This window comes from Pseudomonas sp. NFIX10 (genome assembly GCF_900111955.1).
In the GTDB taxonomy this organism is placed as follows: Bacteria; Pseudomonadota; Gammaproteobacteria; order Pseudomonadales; family Pseudomonadaceae; genus Aquipseudomonas; species Aquipseudomonas fluorescens_AA.
The window spans coordinates 148,160-167,066 of sequence record NZ_FOKH01000006.1 but is presented as its reverse complement, the minus strand read 5'-3'; the positions used below and the strand labels follow the sequence as shown (position 1 = coordinate 167,066).

15 protein-coding genes are annotated in these 18,907 nt (G+C 61.1%); 5 read left to right on the top strand and 10 right to left on the bottom strand.

Annotated features, from left to right (window positions below; genetic code table 11):
* Positions 1-86 precede the first annotated feature (86 nt).
* Positions 87-1,025 (bottom strand): LysR substrate-binding domain-containing protein, encoded by a 939-nt coding sequence (locus BM321_RS07910; protein ID WP_092442121.1) that lies wholly within the window; start codon positions 1,023-1,025, stop codon positions 87-89.
* A gap of 368 nt (positions 1,026-1,393) precedes the next feature.
* On the opposite strand from BM321_RS07910, the gene BM321_RS07905 reads away from it, so the two are divergent.
* Both BM321_RS07905 and BM321_RS07900 read left to right on the top strand, forming a co-directional pair.
* The gene (locus BM321_RS07905; RefSeq protein WP_060738128.1) at positions 1,394-2,098 is read left to right on the top strand and encodes a TetR/AcrR family transcriptional regulator; all 705 of its coding nucleotides are present in this window, start codon (positions 1,394-1,396) and stop codon (positions 2,096-2,098) included.
* Positions 2,088-2,873 (top strand): pyrroline-5-carboxylate reductase family protein, encoded by a 786-nt coding sequence (locus BM321_RS07900; protein ID WP_092442120.1) that lies wholly within the window; start codon positions 2,088-2,090, stop codon positions 2,871-2,873. Before BM321_RS07905 ends, BM321_RS07900 begins: the two co-directional genes overlap by 11 nt.
* 98 nt (positions 2,874-2,971) lie before the next feature.
* Here the strand turns inward: BM321_RS07900 and BM321_RS07895 are convergent, their stop codons facing one another.
* Positions 2,972-3,493, bottom strand: a complete 522-nt coding sequence (locus BM321_RS07895; RefSeq protein ID WP_092442119.1) for a DUF4142 domain-containing protein — start codon at positions 3,491-3,493, stop codon at positions 2,972-2,974.
* Between the two features lie 217 nt (positions 3,494-3,710).
* Between BM321_RS07895 and BM321_RS07890 the strand changes: the two genes are divergently transcribed.
* On the top strand, positions 3,711-3,953 hold the full coding sequence (locus tag BM321_RS07890) for an HP1242/YdcH family protein (protein WP_092442118.1): 243 nt from the start codon (positions 3,711-3,713) through the stop codon (positions 3,951-3,953).
* A gap of 222 nt (positions 3,954-4,175) precedes the next feature.
* Here the strand turns inward: BM321_RS07890 and BM321_RS07885 are convergent, their stop codons facing one another.
* From BM321_RS07885 to BM321_RS07870, 4 genes are all read right to left on the bottom strand, one after another.
* A complete protein-coding gene (locus BM321_RS07885; protein WP_092442117.1) occupies positions 4,176-5,039 on the bottom strand; it encodes a LysR family transcriptional regulator in 864 nt (287 codons plus the stop codon).
* A gap of 64 nt (positions 5,040-5,103) precedes the next feature.
* Positions 5,104-6,822: a hydrogenase maturation protein gene (locus tag BM321_RS07880; RefSeq protein ID WP_092442116.1), complete on the bottom strand. Its 1,719-nt coding sequence runs from the start codon at positions 6,820-6,822 to the stop codon at positions 5,104-5,106.
* Positions 6,823-7,038: 216 nt separating this feature from the next.
* Entirely contained in the window at positions 7,039-7,356 is a 318-nt protein-coding gene (locus BM321_RS07875) for an SCP2 sterol-binding domain-containing protein (protein ID WP_092442115.1), read from the bottom strand.
* 51 nt (positions 7,357-7,407) lie between these two features.
* Positions 7,408-8,118 (bottom strand): histidine phosphatase family protein, encoded by a 711-nt coding sequence (locus tag BM321_RS07870; protein ID WP_092442114.1) that lies wholly within the window; start codon positions 8,116-8,118, stop codon positions 7,408-7,410.
* A 226-nt stretch (positions 8,119-8,344) separates the two neighbouring features.
* On the opposite strand from BM321_RS07870, the gene sohB reads away from it, so the two are divergent.
* Positions 8,345-9,376 (top strand): protease SohB, encoded by a 1,032-nt coding sequence (gene sohB, locus BM321_RS07865; RefSeq protein ID WP_072405184.1) that lies wholly within the window; start codon positions 8,345-8,347, stop codon positions 9,374-9,376.
* 246 nt (positions 9,377-9,622) lie between these two features.
* On the opposite strand, the gene BM321_RS07860 is transcribed toward sohB, so the two are convergent.
* The 4 genes from BM321_RS07860 to metH all read right to left on the bottom strand — a co-directional run bounded on the left by BM321_RS07860 (position 9,623) and on the right by metH (position 16,375).
* The gene (locus tag BM321_RS07860; protein ID WP_092327489.1) at positions 9,623-10,117 is read right to left on the bottom strand and encodes a DUF934 domain-containing protein; all 495 of its coding nucleotides are present in this window, start codon (positions 10,115-10,117) and stop codon (positions 9,623-9,625) included.
* The gene (locus BM321_RS07855; protein ID WP_092170368.1) at positions 10,101-11,759 is read right to left on the bottom strand and encodes a nitrite/sulfite reductase; all 1,659 of its coding nucleotides are present in this window, start codon (positions 11,757-11,759) and stop codon (positions 10,101-10,103) included. Before BM321_RS07855 ends, BM321_RS07860 begins: the two co-directional genes overlap by 17 nt.
* 545 nt (positions 11,760-12,304) lie before the next feature.
* Positions 12,305-12,523 (bottom strand): DUF2970 domain-containing protein, encoded by a 219-nt coding sequence (locus BM321_RS07850; RefSeq protein WP_092255470.1) that lies wholly within the window; start codon positions 12,521-12,523, stop codon positions 12,305-12,307.
* A gap of 141 nt (positions 12,524-12,664) precedes the next feature.
* On the bottom strand, positions 12,665-16,375 hold the full coding sequence (gene metH / locus BM321_RS07845) for a methionine synthase (protein ID WP_092442113.1): 3,711 nt from the start codon (positions 16,373-16,375) through the stop codon (positions 12,665-12,667).
* Positions 16,376-16,531: 156 nt separating this feature from the next.
* On the opposite strand from metH, the gene BM321_RS07840 reads away from it, so the two are divergent.
* A complete protein-coding gene (locus tag BM321_RS07840; RefSeq protein WP_092442112.1) occupies positions 16,532-18,823 on the top strand; it encodes a fatty acid cis/trans isomerase in 2,292 nt (763 codons plus the stop codon).
* Positions 18,824-18,907 lie beyond the last annotated feature (84 nt).

Sequence of the window (18,907 nt, the reverse complement as noted above, 5' to 3'; positions counted from 1 at the left end):
GGTGGGGTAAGACCGTCAACGCGCTTTATTTTCACGCTCGCATAACTTTGCGTTATGCGTAAAAGTGGTCTTTAACATCTATGCAATCAATGGCTTAGATGGCTGTCATCGCGTAGCCAGTCGATCAGTGCCTGAGTGATGGGCTCAGGTTTCCGACCACTCGGAATAATCAGGTAATAAGCGTCTTTTGGCTTGACCACGTAGGGCGTAATTCTGACCAGTTCACCACTGTTGAGCCGGTGCGCGATCAGCCGACTCCAGCCCAGTGCAATGCCGTGGCCTTGAATAGCCGCCTCGATCGCATCGTTATAGGAACTGCAGCGAAATGAATAGTTGAGCTTGGGGCGCATATCGCCGAGTTCCCGGCACCAACGGTTCCAGGTCATCCAGCCTTCCAGGGTGGAGTCCGAATCAATCAGCGCCGTGTCCAGGAAATCGATAACGGATGAAGGGGCTGCGTTGGCGGCAAGCCAGGCCGGCGCGCAAACGGGAAACACTTCTTCATCGAACAGGAAAATCGCACTGCCATCCTCCCATTTCCCATTGCCGAAGCGGATGGCCAGGTCGACGTCATCGCGGTATGAACTGGGCGAGACCTGTTGCGTCAGCAAGCGCAACTTCAACTTCGGTTGCAGGGTGCGCAGGGCAATCAACCGTGGGAGTATTCTCAAGTGAGAAAACGCTTCCGTGCAGGCGATGGTGATCTCCTGTTCACCAATGCCCTCGGCAATTTTGTCGAAGACACTGGCCATGCGATGAATGGACTCCGCGACGACCAGATGCAGGACATAGCCTTCGTGCGTCAGCTTGATCGACCGATGAAGGCGATGGAACAGCTTGGTCTGCAGGGTATCTTCCAGCAACCGGATCTGTTTGCTGACGGCGGCCTGCGTCACGCCCAGCTCTTGGGCGGCCAGGGTGAAACTGGCCAGCCGCGCCACGGCTTCGAACTCCAGCAACGCCGTCATCGACGGTATCAACCGCCGATAGCCCTTGACCTTTTTATCGATATCGCTGGGTTGCATAGGTGTGTTCCAACGCTGTGCCTGGTGGCTCATGTCACCGAAGATCGGATGAAGGGGATAACGAAGGCAGTTGTTCCGGCATTCTTTGACCGGTTGGTGAAGTTCTTTCAGCGGCGTTCAGCAAAAAAACATAATGGCGGCTCGTTGTTGTTTTAAAGTCCCTGCCTCTTGGAGATACAACCCGGAGCGCCTCACGGACAGGTTGTTTCATGCCTGGGCCCGGCTTGTTTGATGGGAACGTTGGTTGGAGCTCCATGTTGCTGGACTTTAAGTACTCAAGACGGCCGGGTCAATAAAATGTACTCATATGTACATTAAGGGGTCGTCAGAGTACATTTCTATCTCGTATTTGAAGAAGGAGGCGCACGATGCCGCAGGTGGGGAAGGCCCGTAGCAAGGCCCAGGACGCAGGCTGGCGGGGCTCGCCGGAGGGCTGGCTGGAAGCGGCCTACGTGGCCTTGAAAGAGTCGGGCATCGATGCGGTCCGGGTCATGCCACTGGCCAAGCGCCTGGGGTTGTCACGCACCAGCTTCTACTGGTTTTTCGAGGACCGTGAGCAACTGCTGGCTGCATTGCTGTCGCGTTGGCGGGAGACCAACACGGGGGGGCTGATCCGGCAAAGTGAAAGCTATGCCGAAAGCATTTCCGAGGCGATCCTGAATGTGTTCGAGTGCTGGCTCAACCCGCAATTGTTCGACTCGCAATTCGAGTTCGCCGTGCGCAGCTGGGCGCTTCAGTCTGCTGAAGTGGCCCAAGAGGTGGCTGTGGTGGACGAGCAGCGAATGAACGCCCTGGCGAACATGTTCAAGCGTTTTGGCTACGATAGCCAAGGGGCTGATGCCCGGGCCCGAACGATCTATCTGACGCAGATCGGCTACATCACCATGAACACGACAGAGTTGATCACCGTGCGCTTCCAGCGCATCCCGCATTACGTGAGCATCTTCACCGGCAAAGTCCCCAAGCAGCGGGAACTGGATCGTTTCTACGGGAAGTTCGGTTATGCCGAAAAAGAGCCCGGGGTCTTTGTGCCCCTGACCGACACGTTCGAAGGTCACGGCGATGATCAATGAGACCGTTGGCATCATTGGCGGCACCGGCTGGTTGGGCGGGGCGATTGCCAGGGCCGTCCTGGCGAAGGGGCTGGTGCCGGCGGGCAACCTGATCATTTCCAATCGCTCGGGCAACCACCCCCTGGCTCGACAAGGTGCTTGCCTGGTCACGGACAACCAGGACCTGGTGGACCGCAGCGACCTGGTGATCATCGCCGTTCGCCCCGAGCATTTCGCCAGCCTGGGCATCAATGCGACGGGTAAGACGGTGATCTCCCTGATGGCCGGGATCACGGCGCAGGCGATTGCTGCGCAGACTTCCGCTTCAGCGCTCGTGCGGGCGATGCCCAACGCGGCGGTGGAAATCGGGCAGTCCTTTACACCTTGGTATGGGTTTGGCGCGCTAGCGCCGACGATGAAAAGCCTCGTGCAGCAGCTGTTCGAATGCGTGGGCACTGCGGTTGAGGTCGAAAAAGAAGATTTCATCGACTACCTCTCCGCACTCTCGGGCACTGGCCCGGCCTTTCCAGCCTTGTTGATGACGACGCTGGCCCGCCAGGCGATGCTGGCCGGCATACCTGGCGACATCGCTCAGTTGGCCGCGAAAAGTATCGTGGTCAACAGCAGCCAGTTGCTGGCGAGCCGTGACCCCCAGCAGATGATCGACGCCTTGGTGGCTTACCGGGGTGTCACGGCCGCCGCCTTGCAGGTGATGAGCCGGGGGGATTTCGAAGAACAGGTGGGAAGGGCGTTGCAGGCGGGTGCCGCGGTGGCGCGCAAGGGGCTTGAGGCCTGATAGAAGTCCGGGGTACGAAAACGGCGCCTTCCAGTCTTGGGAGAAGCGCCGTTTTTCCTTGAGCGAGCCCTATGGCGGCTCAAGTAGCGGGTTTAGGGTTACTTGCTTGGGTGGGCCGCCTGAAGTTTCTTGGCTTCATCCAAGTGGTGTTGCAGGTCCGGCAGCATCTTCTGGGCGAACGCCTTGAGTTCGGTGTTACCAGCTTTCTTGTCGTCGGTAACGGTCTCGGCTTCTTTCTTGAACAGAGCGATGGTTTCTTCGTGGGCCTTGACCTGGTTGTTGGCGAAGGCCGCATCAAAGGACTCATCGCGCACCTCGAGAATCTTCGCCTTGGCTTTCTTCATCAACGTGGTGTCGTCGGGCACTTCGATGTCATGTTTTTTCGCCAGCGCCTTCAGCTCTTCGTTGGCCTTGGTGTGGTCGGTGATCATCTTGTTGGCGAACGCCTTGATGTCCGCCGATTGGCTTTTTTCCAAGGCCAGTTTGCTGGTTTCGATTTCCGCGATGCCACCGGCCGCCGCTTCGTCGACGAAGTCGTTGGAAGTCGCGGCCCAGGCCATGCCCATGCTAGTGCTCAGGGCAACTGCCAGGCCGAGTTGACGCAGGATGAATTTGTCCATAAGTAAGTCTCCATACAGGTTGAACGAGCGATTCTTGTCGTCTCTGATCAATGGAGGGTTGCGCCCAGGCAAAGGTTTGATCGCCAAGCGATCCGGGACGACGAACGGTCACCGCTGGTCGGATTGGCGGTCGACAGAACCCCGTTCAAGAGGCCATCCTGATAATCGACGGGCGTTGAAAGGACGCCTGCCACCGATCCATCAAAGGAGGTGTTCCATGCCGGTGTCCCACGATTTGTGCCAGGATCTCAACTACACAAAAGATCAAATCCAGCAAAAACGCAGCGAGAATCCAAGGCTCGACTCGTTACTTCAAAAATACGCCCAACTTGATGCCGAGGTGGTCGATGCCGAGAAGCCGTCCTCCGCCGCGCTGCCCGATGACGTCTTGGAGACGCTCAAGAAGAAGCGATTGCAGATCAAGGACGAGATCGTGGATCACATGCAGAGCGAGTCATAGAACCCGATCCTTCGTATCGCGAAGGGCTTTGTGGCCAGGATGGCTCCCGCTGGGTTGCGACTGTAGGAGCTGCCGAGTGCAACGAGGCTGCGATCTTTCCACTGGCGATTGAGCCGCAAGAGAAAGGTCAAAAGATCGCCGGCTTCGCCAGCGCCTGAAAAGCGGGAGCAATCCCTGGCCATGTCAGGTCCTCACCCCGGGCACGTCTCGCCTGAGCTGCTGTCAGGTCAATGGATCCCAGCGCTGCGACCAGTCGCTGCCGGTCTTGACGATCTCTCGCAGCACGTCGAATGCCTGCTGCAACGCCGCTGAGTCCCGATCGCGGGAGTAGACCAGGTAGGTCGGGTAATTGAACTCCGGTGCCTTGGGCACCCGTTCCAGGATTCCACTGTCCAGATAGCTCTGCACCACCCGCGTGCGGAAGTAACCGCTGCCGCCGTTTTCCAGGATGTATTGCAGGGCCAGGGGGCCGAGGTTGAAGGTTACGGCGGCCTTGGCCTTGTCTGGCAGCGCGGTGTCGTGTTGGCGCCGGAAGTCCGCGCTCCAGTCGATATACACGTAGGGTTCGGGACGGGCGGCCAGGCGTACCAGGATGAGTTTTTCTTCCAGCAGTTGTTCTACCTGCAGGCGCGGCCAGTATTCAGGCTGATAGACCAGCGCCGCATCCAGCAGGCCCAGTTCCAACTGTTGCAGCAGCTTCTCGCCGTCGCGGATGTCCATGCGCAGGGCGTGACCGGGGATCTTCTGGCGCAGTGCTCCGGCCCAGGCGAGCATCAAGGGGTTGCACAGGCTGACCTCGCCTCCCAGGTGCAGGACGTTGCGATAGCCGTCGGGCAGCGGCAGGCCCCGGCGGGCCGCTTCCCAGGTTTGCACCAACTGGTTGGCGTAGACCACAAAGGCCTCGCCGTCGGCGGTCAAGCGCGCGCCGGCACGGTTGCGCACGAACAGCGCGCAGCCGAGCTGGCTTTCGAGCTTCTGGACCCGGGCGGTGATCGCCGTCTGGGTCACGTGCAGCTTGTCGGCCGCCGCGGCGAGGCTGCCGTGGCGGACGATTTCCAGGAAAGTGCGGGCGAGGTCGATGTCCATGTTCAGGCTGATGCGGGGGAGGCGGGTATTGTAAGAGTTGCCAAGGCTCCCCCGATACCGGGAGTTACTGGACGGCTTGGGCCTGTTTTGTCCGCGCCCAGGGTGCAACCAGGCGTTCGGGCGTACCGCAGGCCTTGTGCTTGAAGACAAAACGACGGCACTTGTCGGCGAAGCTGTGGCGATCGTCCGCCATGTCGCGGCGCATCTGTGCGAGTTCGTCATCGCGACACGCCTGGATCGCCGACAGGCTCCGTTCGGCCTTGCGCGTCCGGATGCTTTCATAGGTCGGATCGAGCAGCGCGCGGTTGGCTCGCTGCAGCAGCCACAGGCCGAACTCGTCGGGGCAACGCGGGCCGATCTCCTGGACCATGCCGTAGCGCAACGCCTGCAAGGCGCTGATGGGCAGGCAGTCCTGGGTGAGTTTCCAAGCCATGTCCGGACCGACCGCGCGGGGCAGGCTGTAGGTCCAGTATTCAGAGCCGTACAGGCCCATGGTCGCATAGTGCGGATTGAGCACGATGTCACGGCGCGCCAGCACGATATCGGCGGCCAGGGCCAGCATCACACCGCCGGCCCCGGCGTTCCCCGTCAGGCCGCTGACCACCAGTTGCCGGGCGCTGAACAACTCCAGGCAGACGTCGTCGATGGCTTGTATGTTGGCCCAGGCTTCCAGGCCCGGTTCGGCGGCGGCCTGGATCACGTTCAGGTGTACGCCGTTGGAAAAGCTGCCGCGCCCACCACGGATCAACAGCACCTGGGTGTCCCGGGACTTGGCCCAGCGCAATGCCGCCACCAGGCGCTGGCATTGCTCAGTGCTCATCGCCCCGTTATAGAACTCGAACGTCAGCTCCCCGACATGGCCGCATTCGCGGTAACGAATGGGTTGATAGGGCTCGTCGCTGAACGGCTGCCGGGCCAGGGAGCTGTCGAGCACCGGGATGCCTTCGAGGCGGTTCGACAGTACATGGCGCGCCGGACGCTTGAAGGTCTGTTCGCCGGGTTGCGGTTTGCGGCGCAGTGCGCCGATCCACAGGCTGGCATCCCCCGTCGCCACCAGCACCGCATCGTCACGCACGGCCAACAGCTCGCCGGGCAGGCCGTGGCGAACGTCCGGATGGGCGTCGTACAGGTAAAACTGTTCGCCAGCCAGGCTTGCGAGCACACCGGGTTGACCGTCCGCGGCGTCGATGCAACGCTTGATGAAACCACTGCTGTCATGCCAACTGAAGCTGCGATCGTCCTGGGTCATGTTCGGTTGCAGGCGCCCGATCACATCATGGCGGCCATAGTCCAGTGGCACCGGGACGAAACCGCCACGGTATTTTTCCACGACCTCGCGGATGCAACGAATGGCCGCGTCGCTGACCGGGCCGTTATACAGCTCCGATTTGCGCAGGCCTTTGGGCAGGTCGAATTCGCACGTGGCCCATACGGGTCCGGCATCCATTTCCTCCACCGCCTGCAATGCGGTGACTCCCCAGCGTTCGGCTTGCCGGGTGATCGCCCAGTCCAGGGCACTGGCACCGCGATCGCCGACAATCCCGGGATGAATGATCACCACCGGGCGCCGTGGGTTGCGCCACAACTGCTCGGGTACGCGGTCCTTGAGGAACGGACAGATCACCAGGTCGGCGTCGCTTTCTTCTATTTGCCGGCAGACCGAGGCCCCATGGGTGAACAGCACCACGCTGGGGCGATAACCGGCCTCGCGCAGGTCCAGCCAGGCGCGTTGGGTCAGGCCGTTGAACGCAGTCGATAAGAGAATGATCTTCAGTGCGGGCATGTAAGCCTCTTCCGTGAGATGAGCGGACGCAGGCTCCCGATGAGCCGTCCCTGGCCTTGATGGAAGCGCTACGTTAGCGGTTGAAGGAGGAGCGGGAACTGACAGGGGTCAAGGTTGTGTACGGTGCGGAATCAAGGAGGGGCAAAAACACGAATCCCGCCATGGGGGCGGGATTCGTTGGCAATCAAAAGGCTCGCGAGAGGTGCGAACTCAATCTCAGGCTGGGAACAGCTCGGACAGCTTCATCGACAGCATCATGTCGCCTTCAACGCGCAGCTTGCCGCCCATGAACGCTTGCATGCCATCGGTTTCGCCGCTGACGATGCCCTTGAGGGTTTCGCTGTCCATGATCAGCGTGCAGTTGGCGTCGGCATTCTCACCTTCCTGCAGTTCGCAGGTGCCGTCCTTGACGATCAGGGCGTATTGCTTGTCCTCATCGGTGATGTTGAAACCGAATACCAGGTCCAGGCCGGCAGCGGCGGCTGGGTTGAACTTGGCTTTCATGGCTTGTACGGCGTCGGCTACGGTGGTCATGGTTTCGATCCTTATTTGGGTGGTACAGCAAGGGTCTACAGTAATCCGGACTCAGCGAAAGGTGATGAGGTCCGGGGCCTTCAACAGCTGCAGGTGGGCATGGCTGTTGAAGGAAGCCAGGGCCACCTCGCGGCCCCTGAATTTCAGGTGGTTGAGCGAGGTGTTGACGATTTGCCAGTTCAGTTCGAAGGCCTGTCGGGCCGGTATCCGGGTGATCAGGTGGAGCAGGGCGGTGATGGTGCCGCCGGAGGTGAACACGGCGATCTTGTGGGTGTTGTCGGCTTGCTCCAGGATGCGCTGCAGGCCCGCCTGGACCCGCTCGACGAAACCCAGCCAGCTTTCGAGACCGGGCGGGTCATACTGGCCGCTCAGCCAGCGCTCGACGATCAGCACGAAGATACGCTGGAATTCGGCGCGGTTCTGCGCGGCATTGCGCAGGATATGCACCGCCTCGGGTTCCTGGGGGAGCATGTCCGGCAACAGGGCGCGAATGACCGCGTCGGCATCGAACTCGTTGAACGCCGGGTCGATTTCCAGTTCGGGGACCGGCATGCCGGCGGCGGACATCTGGCCCAGCGCACCGACGGCGGTATCCTGTTGGCGCCGCAGGTCACCCGAGAGGCAGCGGTCGAATACGACACCGAGCTGGGCGAGGTGGTCGCCGAGCACTTGCGCCTGGCGTACGCCATTGGGCGAGAGGACATCGTAGTCGTCCGCACCAAAGGAGGCCTGGCCATGTCGAATCAGATAGATACTGCCCACGTCCGTGTCATCCCGGTACGTTGAAGGTTTGGCGAGGTTATGGGGATGGCGGTGAGCTGTCAATGAAAAAACATACGCTTGTTTGAAATGCCCGTTGCAGCCTTGTCCTGCCTGGCTCGCGTCAAGGTAACCATAGGTTTCTTGGCTGGTCGCGACGCAGGCGCATGGGTATGCTGGGACTGTCACGCGCCTGCGTTCAATGGCGCATCGCATTTAAGGAGTTGCTGTGGAGTTTTTCATCGAGTACGCCGGTTTCCTGGCCAAGACCGTGACGCTGGTGATCGCCATCCTGGTGGTGCTGGCCAGTTTTGCTGCGCTGCGCAGCAAGGGGCGGCGCAAGTCGGCCGGCCAGTTGCAGGTGAGCAAACTCAACGATTTCTACAAGGGGTTGCGTGAGCGCCTGGAACAGACGTTGCTGGACAAGGACCAGCTCAAGGCCTTGCGCAAGGCCGAAGGCAAGGCAGAAAAGGCCGGGAAGAAAAACAAGGACAAGCCGGCGGCCAAGCCCCGGGTGTTCGTGCTGGACTTCGACGGTGACATCAAGGCCTCGGCCACTGAGAGCCTGCGTCATGAAATCACCGCGCTGCTGACCCTGGCGACGCCGAAGGATGAAGTGGTGCTGCGTCTGGAAAGTGGCGGCGGCATGGTCCACAGCTATGGCCTGGCCTCGTCGCAACTGGCGCGGATCCGTCAGGCCGGCGTGCCGCTGACCGTCTGCATCGACAAGGTGGCGGCCAGCGGTGGCTACATGATGGCGTGCATCGGCGAGAAGATCATCAGCGCTCCCTTCGCGATCCTGGGCTCCATCGGCGTCGTTGCGCAATTGCCCAACGTCAACCGTCTGCTGAAGAAACATGACATCGATTTCGAAGTGTTGACGGCCGGCGAATACAAACGCACGTTGACGGTGTTCGGCGAAAATACCGAGAAGGGCCGGGAGAAGTTCCAGGAAGACCTGGACATCACCCATGAACTGTTCAAGAACTTCGTGTCCAACTATCGCCCGCAACTGGCCATCGATGAAGTGGCGACGGGTGAGGTCTGGCTGGGTGTCGCGGCGCTGGGCAAGCATCTGGTGGACGAGCTGAAAACCAGCGACGAGTACCTGGCCGAACGGGCCAAGGGGGCCGAGCTGTACCACCTGCACTACGCCGAACGTAAAAGCCTGCAGGAACGCATTGGCATGGCGGCCAGCGGTTCGGTGGATCGGGTGCTGCTCAGTTGGTGGAGCCGCCTGACCCAGCAGCGGTTCTGGTAATTGCAGAAATAATGCCTACCCCTCTGTGGGAGCGAGCTTGCTCGCGATAGCGACGGCACATCCAATATGGATGCAAGCTGACCCAGCGCTATCGCGAGCAAGCTCGCTCCCACAGTGGTTCTGAGGCAGGTAGAAGCTTCGGGTTCACAGTTATCCCTTTGTGGGAGTGAGGTGGATTCAAGACCCCGAAAACAAAAAAAGCCCTGAACCGGCACACCCGGATCAGGGCTTTTTCATGGGGCTGTTTCAGCGACGACGGAACAGTGGCAGCGGCTCGTCAGTGGCAGCCTGGTAGGTCACCGAGAAGTCCTTGAGGCTTTCGAGGGCTTCGTAGGGGTCTTTGTCGGCGCGCAAGGCAAAGGCGTCGAAACCGCAGCGGCGCATGTAGAACAACTGGTCGCGCAGCACGTCGCCAATCGCCCGCAACTCACCCTTGAAACCATAGCGTTCACGCAGCAGGCGGGCGTTGGAGTAGCTGCGCCCATCGGTGAAGGCCGGGAAGTTCAGGGCGATGACTTGCAACTGGTTGGCGTCTTCGCCGATTTCTTCCGCTTCCTCGTCGGCGTCCAGCCACACACCCAGGCCGCCGTCGCGGGCCTTGAGGGCATGGGCATGATCGCGCCACAGGGCCAATGGCACGATCAGGTCGTCGCAGTTGGAGATGCCATCGAGGGTCGCGTCCTTGGGCAACAGGTGCCAGGTTTCGTCGATGACCTCGTTGTTCTTAATGATTCGCTGCATAGACGCGTTCCTTGAAGAGGTCGATGCCGATACGTTGGTAAGTGTCGATGAAACGCTCGTCCGCAGTACGTTGTTCGATGTACACGTCGATCAGCTTCTCGATCACGTCAGGCATGTCATCCTGGGCAAACGACGGACCGAGGATCTTGCCCAGGCTGGCGTCGCGGCTGCCGCTGCCGCCCAGGGAGACCTGGTAGAACTCTTCGCCTTTCTTGTCCACGCCCAGGATGCCGATGTGGCCGACGTGGTGGTGACCACAGGCGTTCATGCAGCCGGAAATGTTCAGGTCCAGCTCGCCGATGTCGAACAGGTAGTCCAGGTCATCGAAACGACGCTGGATCGATTCGGCGATAGGGATCGACTTGGCGTTGGCCAGGGAGCAGAAGTCGCCGCCCGGGCAGCAGATCATGTCGGTCAGCAGGCCGATGTTCGGGGTGGCGAAACCTTGTTCGCGCAGCTCGCCCCACAGGGTGAACAACTGGCTCTGTTCAACGTCCGCCAGGATGATGTTCTGCTCGTGGGAGGTGCGCAACTGGCCGAAGCTGTAGCGCTCGGCCAGGTCGGCCACGGCGTCCAGTTGCTTGTCGGTGATGTCGCCTGGTGCGACGCCGGTGGGTTTCAGAGACAGGGTCACCGCGACATAACCCGGCTTCTTGTGGGCCAGGGTGTTGCGGGTACGCCAGCGGGCGAAGCCCGGGTGTTCCTTGTCGAGGGCTGCCAGTTCGGCATCCTGATTGCCCAGGGCCTTGTAGTCCGGATCGACGAAATGCTTGGCCACACGGTGGACTTCGGCTTCGGTCAGGGTGGTCTGGCCGCCACGCAGGTGAGCCATCTCGGCTTCGACCTTCTCGGCGAACACTTCAGGTGTCAGGGCCTTGACCAGGATCTTGATCCGCGCCTTGTATTTATTGTCACGACGACCGTAGCGGTTGTACACCCGCAGGATGGCGTCGAGGTAGCTCAGCAGGTCCTGCCACGGCAAGAACTCGTTGATGAATGCGCCGACCACTGGGGTACGCCCCAGGCCGCCGCCCACGAGTACACGGAAGCCCAGCTCGCCGGCTGCGTTGTAGACCGTCTCCAGGCCGATGTCGTGGACTTCGATGGCCGCACGGTCCGAACTCGAACCGTTGATAGCGATCTTGAACTTGCGCGGCAGGTAGGCGAATTCCGGGTGGAACGTCGTCCACTGGCGAACGATTTCGCACCACGGCCGTGGGTCGATCAACTCGTCGGCCGCGACACCGGCGAACTGGTCGGTGGTGACGTTGCGCAGGCAGTTGCCGCTGGTCTGGATCGCGTGCATCTGCACGGTGGCCAGCTCGGCCAGGATCTCGGGCACGTCTTCCAGGGCCGGCCAGTTGTACTGGACGTTCTGCCGGGTACTGATGTGGGCATAGCCCTTGTCGTAGTCACGGGCAATTTGCGCCAGTTTGCGCACCTGGCGCGAAGTCAGCTGGCCATAAGGCACCGCCACACGCAGCATCGGGGCGAAGCGCTGGATATACAGGCCATTCTGCAAGCGCAGAGGGCGGAATTCTTCTTCGCTCAGCTCGCCTGCCAGATAGCGTCGGGTCTGATCACGGAACTGCTTGACGCGGTCCTCGATGATTCGCTGATCGTACTCGTCATATACGTACATATAAGTCTCGGTCTCAGGCTTGGGCCGATCAGAAACAGCTGCATGTTGGCTCGCTGGAATCGGGTTCTGCCTCGGCAATTCTGCGCGCACGGCCGCGCACTCCTAGAGGAGCCGGTGCAAGATACCTGTTTTGAGTTATGCGCAAAAGTGATGTTTGAATATATGTAAAGAACCAAATCGACTAATGAGATTGATTATTGCCTAACCCACATTTGTCGTACGGGCAATCATCGTCTTAACTATGGTCGAGTCCCTATGCAATCACCTACAAAACCGACAAGAGGCGATGCAATGAGTAATCCGACCAAAGCAAGGAAAAGCGACAGTACCGTTGATGCCTGGGCCATTCTGTTCCTGATTATCCTGGTGGTGGGCACCGCAGTGTTCTGGGTCAGTCACCAATAAACGGTTATCCCTGGCGATGAAAACCCTGTGGGAGCGAGCTTGCTCGCGATAGCGGTGTACCAGTCAACATCACTCCGACTGAACCACCGCTATCGCGAGCAAGCTCGCTCCCACAGGGTCATGTGTTGTGTTGGAGAGCGTTACAACCCCGCCAGATGCACCACCAGCTTGACGATGCCAAACAGCGTCAAAGCGAAAATCACCGTGAACGTGATCCCCAGTATCACGAAGTGACTCGGCTTGCCGTGGGTGAAATCCCGGGCGCGGTTCTTGCCACTCTGTACGCCGAAAGCGGCGGCCAGCACGCTGTGCATCATCTGCAACAGGGTTGGCGGCTTGTTGTCGACTGGATCGTCCATAAATCCCTCGTCTGCCATGTGTGTGGGACAAGCATAGACAAAAAAGGATCGCAGGCTTCGCCGACGCCTACGGGAACACACAAAACCCTGTAGGAACTGGCGAAGCCTGCGATCTTTTAAGGGCGCTTATTTTAAGGGCGCTTAGTTGTCGTAACCCAGGTTCGGCGCCAGCCAACGCTCCGTCACACTCAAGTCCTGGCCTTTACGCGCGGTGTAGCTCTGGACCTGGTCCTTGTCGATCTTGCCCACGGCGAAGTATTGCGCCTGGGGATGGGCGAAATACCAGCCGCTGACCGCCGCCGCCGGGAACATGGCGTAGTGTTCGGTGAGGAACACGCCGCTGCGGCCGGCTTTCAGTTCGCTGGCTTCGGGGTCGAGCAGGCGGAACAAGGTGGCCTTCTCGGTGTGATCCGGGCAGGCCGGGTAGCCGGGGGCAGGGCGGATGCCGGTGTACTGCTCCTTGATCAGCGCCTCGTTGTCCAGGCTCTCGTCCCGGGCATAACCCCAGTATTCCTTGCGCACCTGCTGGTGCAGCCATTCGGCGCAGGCTTCGGCCAGGCGATCGGCCAAGGCCTTGACCATGATCGAGTTGTAGTCGTCGCCCGCCTCCTGATAGGCCTTGGCAACTTCTTCGGCGCCGATGCCGGCGGTGGTAATGAAGCCGCCGACGTAGTCGGTCACACCGCTGTCCTTGGGCGCGACGAAGTCGGCCAGGGAAAAGTTCGGCTTGCCGTCGGTCTTGATGATCTGCTGGCGCAAGTGATGCAGGCGCGCCAGTGGCTTGCCATCGTCGCCGTAGACTTCCAGATCGTCGTCATGCACCTGGTTGGCCGGCCAGAAGCCGAACACGGCGCGGGCGCTGATGAGTTTCTCGTCGATCAGCTTGCGCAGCATCGCCCGGGCATCGGCGTACAGCGCGGTGGCGGCTTCGCCGACCACTTCGTCGGTGAGGATGCGCGGGTATTTGCCGGCCAGGTCCCAGGAGATGAAGAACGGTGTCCAGTCGATGTATTCGGCCAGGACGTTCAGGTCGATGTTATCCAGTACCTTGGCGCCAGTGAAAGTCGGCTTGACCGGCTGGTAGCTGCTCCAGTCGAACTGTGGCTTCTTGGCCACGGCGGCGGGGTAGCTCAGGCGCTCGGTGCGGGCGCTGCGGTTGGCCGTGCGCTCGCGTACTTCGATGTAGTCCTGGCGGGTTTTCTCGACGAACGCCGGCTTGAGTTCCTTGGACAGCAACTGGGTCGCCACGCCCACGGCGCGGGAGGCGTCGGTGACGTAGATCACCGCGTCGTTGCTGTACTTGGGCTCGATCTTCACCGCCGTGTGGGCCTTGGAGGTGGTGGCGCCACCGATCATCAGCGGCAGATGGAAGTCCTGGCGCTGCATCTCCCGCGCCACATGCACCATCTCATCCAGGGACGGGGTGATCAGGCCGGACAGGCCGATGATGTCGCATTTCTGCTCCTTGGCCACCTGCAGGATCTTCTCCGCTGGCACCATCACGCCCAGGTCGACGATGTCATAGCCGTTGCAACCGAGCACCACGCCGACGATGTTCTTGCCGATGTCGTGGACATCGCCCTTGACCGTGGCCATCAGGATCTTGCCCTTGGCCTCCGGCTTGTCGCCTTTTTCCGCCTCGATGAACGGAATCAGGTGGGCCACGGCCTGCTTCATCACGCGGGCGGACTTGACCACTTGGGGCAGGAACATTTTGCCGGCACCAAACAGGTCGCCGACGATGTTCATGCCGGCCATCAGCGGGCCTTCAATGACCTCGATCGGCCGGGCGAACGACAGTCGCGACTCTTCGGTGTCTTCGACGATGTGGGTGGTGATGCCCTTGACCAGCGCATGCTCCAGGCGCTTGTTCACTTCCCAGCCGCGCCATTCCTCGGTTTCCGCTTCCTTGACGCTGCCGTCGCCCTTGTACTTGTCGGCGATGGCGAGCAGGGCGTCGGTGCCTTCGGGAGTGCGGTTGAGGATCACGTCCTCCACGGCGTCACGCAGTTCCACCGGGATCTGGTCGTAGATTTCCAGTTGGCCGGCGTTGACGATGCCCATGGTCAGGCCCGCGCGGATCGCATACAGCAGGAACACCGAGTGGATCGCCTCGCGCACCGGGTTGTTGCCACGGAACGAGAACGACACGTTGGACACGCCACCCGAGGTCAACGCGTACGGCAGTTCGTCGCGGATGTAGGCACAGGCGTTGATGAAGTCCACGGCATAGTTGTTGTGCTCTTCGATACCGGTGGCGACGGCGAAGATGTTCGGGTCGAAGATGATGTCTTCCGGCGGGAAGCCGACTTCATTGACCAGGATGTCGTAGGAGCGCTTGCAGATTTCCTTCTTGCGCGCCTCGGTGTCGGCCTGTCCGGCTTCGTCGAAGGCCATCACCACCACGGCGGCGCCGTAGCGCTTGCACAGCTTGGCGTGGTGGATGAACTGCTCGACGCCTTCCTTCATGCTGATGGAGTTGACGATGCCCTTGCCCTGGATGCACTTGAGGCCGGCTTCGATCACTTCCCACTTGGAGGAGTCGATCATGATCGGCACGCGGGAAATGTCCGGTTCGCCGGCAATCAGATTGAGGAAGGTCACCATGGCCTTCTTCGAATCGAGCATGCCCTCGTCCATGTTGATGTCGATCACCTGGGCGCCGGCCTCGACCTGCTGCAGGGCCACTTCCAACGCTTCGGTGTAGTTGTCTTCGCGAATCAACCGGGCGAACTTGGCGGAACCGGTGATGTTGGTCCGCTCGCCGACGTTGACGAACAAGGAGCTGCGATCGATGGTGAACGGTTCCAGGCCCGACAGGCGGCAAGCCCTCGGGATCTCTGGAATCTGCCGCGGCGCGTAGCCGGCCACGGCCTTGGCGATGGCTTCGATGTGCGCCGGGGTGGTGCCGCAGCAACCGCCGACAATGTTCAGGAAGCCGCTCTGGGCAAACTCTTCGATGACCTTGGCCGTCTCGGCCGGCAGTTCGTCGTATTCGCCGAACTCGTTGGGCAGGCCGGCGTTGGGGTGGGCCGATACGTGGGTGCTGGCCTTGTTCGACAGCTCTTCCAGGTACGGGCGCAGTTCGCTGGCACCAAGGGCGCAGTTCAGGCCCACGGAGATCGGCTTGGCGTGGGCCACCGAGTTCCAGAAAGCTTCGGTGGTCTGGCCGGAGAGGGTGCGGCCGGAGGCGTCGGTGATGGTGCCGGAGATCATGATCGGCAGTTCGACGCCCAGTTCTTCGTAGACCCCTTGCACGGCGAAGATCGCCGCCTTGGCGTTCAGCGTGTCGAAGATGGTCTCGATCAGGATCAGGTCGGCGCCGCCTTCGATCAGGCCCTTGGTGGCTTCGGTGTAGTTCTCCACCAGTTCGTCGAAGGTCACGTTGCGGTAGCCGGGGTTGTTCACGTCCGGCGACAGCGAGCAGGTACGGCTGGTCGGGCCGAGCACGCCGGCGACGAAGCGCGGCTTGTCCGGGGTCTCCAGGGTCTTGGCGTCGGCCACCTGGCGGGCCAGGCGCGCGCCTTCCAGGTTCAGCTCGTAGGCCAGGCCCTGCATGCCGTAGTCGGCCTGGGACACCTGGGTGGCGTTGAAGGTGTTGGTTTCCAGGATATCGGCGCCGGCATCCAGGTAGGCTTTTTCGATGGCAGCGATCACGTCGGGACGGCTGAGCACCAGCAAATCGTTGTTGCCCTTGACGTCGCTCGGCCAGTCGGCAAAACGCTTGCCGCGGTAGTCCTGTTCTTCCAGCTTGTAGCTCTGGATCATCGTGCCCATGCCGCCGTCGAGGATCAGGATGCGTTCCTTGAGGGCTTGCTGGAGAAGATAAAGGCGAGCGCTGCGATCGGACATAGGACTACCTGGAAAAAAAAGACCATTACGAAGGTCGGGATGATAGCAAACCTGCGCAGGATTTGATCATGAGGGGCTTTTGCATGAATATCGCTCATGTTTGCAAGGCAATGCTGGCCCGGTAGAATCGCCGGATTCTCCTTCAGGACCCGAGACATGCCGTACCGCGTCTTCTTCGGCAGTCTGTTGCTGCTGTTGTCTTTCAATGCAGTGGCCAGGGATCCCGTCCCAGCGCTGTCCTACACCCGCGATATTCAGCCGATCTTCACGGAAAAATGCGTGGCATGTCATGCCTGTTACGACTCCGCCTGCCAATTGAACCTGGGCAGTGGCGAAGGCGTGGCCCGGGGCGCGAGCAAGCTCTCGGTGTATGACGGCGAGCGACGCCAGGCGGCCGAGCCGACGCGCTTGTTCTACGACGCCTCCGGCCAGCGCGCCTGGCAGCGCAAAGGCTTCTATTCGGTGCTCGACGCCCAAGGCAGCCAGGCGGCGTTGATGGCGCGGATGCTGGAACTGGGGCACCGTACGCCATTGCAGCCCAACGCCAAATTGCCGGAAGACATCGTGCTTGGGCTCAACCGTGACAACACCTGCCCGGTGCCGGGGCAGTTCGACGAATACGCCGCTGCGCATCCCCGCGAAGGCATGCCGCTGGCAGTCACTGGTCTGACCGACCAGCAATACCAGACCCTGCAGCGCTGGCTGGCCGCTGGCGCCCCCATCGACCAGCAGGCCTTGGCCCCGAGTGCCGCCGAAGCCTTGCAAGTGGTGCAATGGGAAAACCTGCTCAACGCCCCAGGTGCCCGGGAAAGCCTGGTGGGGCGCTGGTTGTTCGAGCACTGGTTCCTGGCGCATATCTATTTCAAGGACGGCGAGCCGGGGCATTTCTTCCAATGGGTGCGTTCGCGTACGCCCACCGGGCAGCCCATCGACCTGATCAACACCCGCCGCCCGAACGACGATCCCGGCACCCGCGTCTATTATCGGCTCTGGCCGGTGCAAGGGGTGATCGTGCACAAGACCCACATCACCTACGGCTTGAGCGCGGCGAAGATGGCGCGGATCAAGAGCCTGTTCTACAGCGGCAAGTGGCAGGTCACCGCGTTGCCGGGCTACGGTCCGGAGCGCCGGGCCAACCCGTTTTCCACCTTTGAAGCGATCCCGGCCCAGGCCCGCTACCAATTCATGCTCGATAACGCCGAGTATTTCGTGCGGACGTTCATTCGCGGGCCGGTATGCCGGGGCCAGATCGCCACGGACGTGATCCGCGACAATTTCTGGGCGCTGTTCCAGGCCCCCGAACACGACCTGTACATCACTGACCCGAACTACCGCGGCCAGGCCACGCCGCTGCTGGCGATGCCGGGGCAGAACGACGACGTGGGCAGCGTCCTCAGCCTGTGGCTCGATTACCGTGACAAGCGCAACGAGTACGAGGCCTTGCGCCGCGACAACTATGCCGAACTGCCGGCTCCGAGCTGGTCGACGCTGTGGGCCGGCAACGACAACGCGCTGCTGAGCATTTTCCGGCATTTCGACAGCGCGTCGGTCACCAAGGGGCTGATCGGGGAGGTGCCGCAGACGATGTGGCTGTTCGACTTCCCGTTGCTGGAGCGTACCTATTATCAGTTGGCCGTGAATTTCGACGTGTTCGGCAACGTCTCCCACCAGGCCCAGACCCGGTTGTATTTCGATTTGATCCGCAACGGTGCGGAACAGAACTTCCTGCGCCTGATGCCGGCCGACTCCCGGGAAGGCTACCTCGACGACTGGTACCAGGCCGGTGGCAAATTCAAGATGTGGCTCGATTATGAGGCCATCGACAATGACAAGCCGACCGCCCTCAAGCTTGACGAACGCGACCCCAAGGGTGATTTCGCCCGGCAACTGCTGGCCCGTTATGGCGAGCTGAACGCGCACCCCGATCCGATCAACCGCTGCGACGGTGCCTACTGCTCGCGCCCGAACATCGACCCGGCGCTGCAAAACGCCGAACAGGCCCTCAGTCGGCTGGTGTCGCGCCCAGCGGCGGGGCTCAAGGTGATCGACCAACTGCCGGAAGCGACCCTGTTGCGCATCGAAACCGCCAGCGGCCACCGTGAGGTCTACAGCCTGCTGCGCAACCGGGCCCACAGCAACGTGGCGTTCCTGCTGGGCGAGGAGACGCGCTACCAGCCGGGGCTGGACACGCTGACGGTCTATCCGGGCGTGCTCAGCAGCTATCCGAACTTCATGTTCAACATTCCGGCCGGGCAAGTGCCGGCCTTCGTCGAGGCCATGGAACGAGCCCAGGATGAGCCGGCGTTCGAGCGGATCGTCGAGCGCTGGGGGATTCGCCGCAGTCACCCGCAGTTCTGGTATTACTTCCATGACTTGAGCCAGTACATCCAGGAAACGGAGCCTGTGGAAAGCGGTGTGCTGGACATGAATCGCTACCAGAACCTCTGATCGGCCTGTCCGGCGGCAAACTCCCTGCCGTCGGACGCTTTCCTGACAAAAATACTAGGACTTTGTCCGGCGCGATGATTGGCG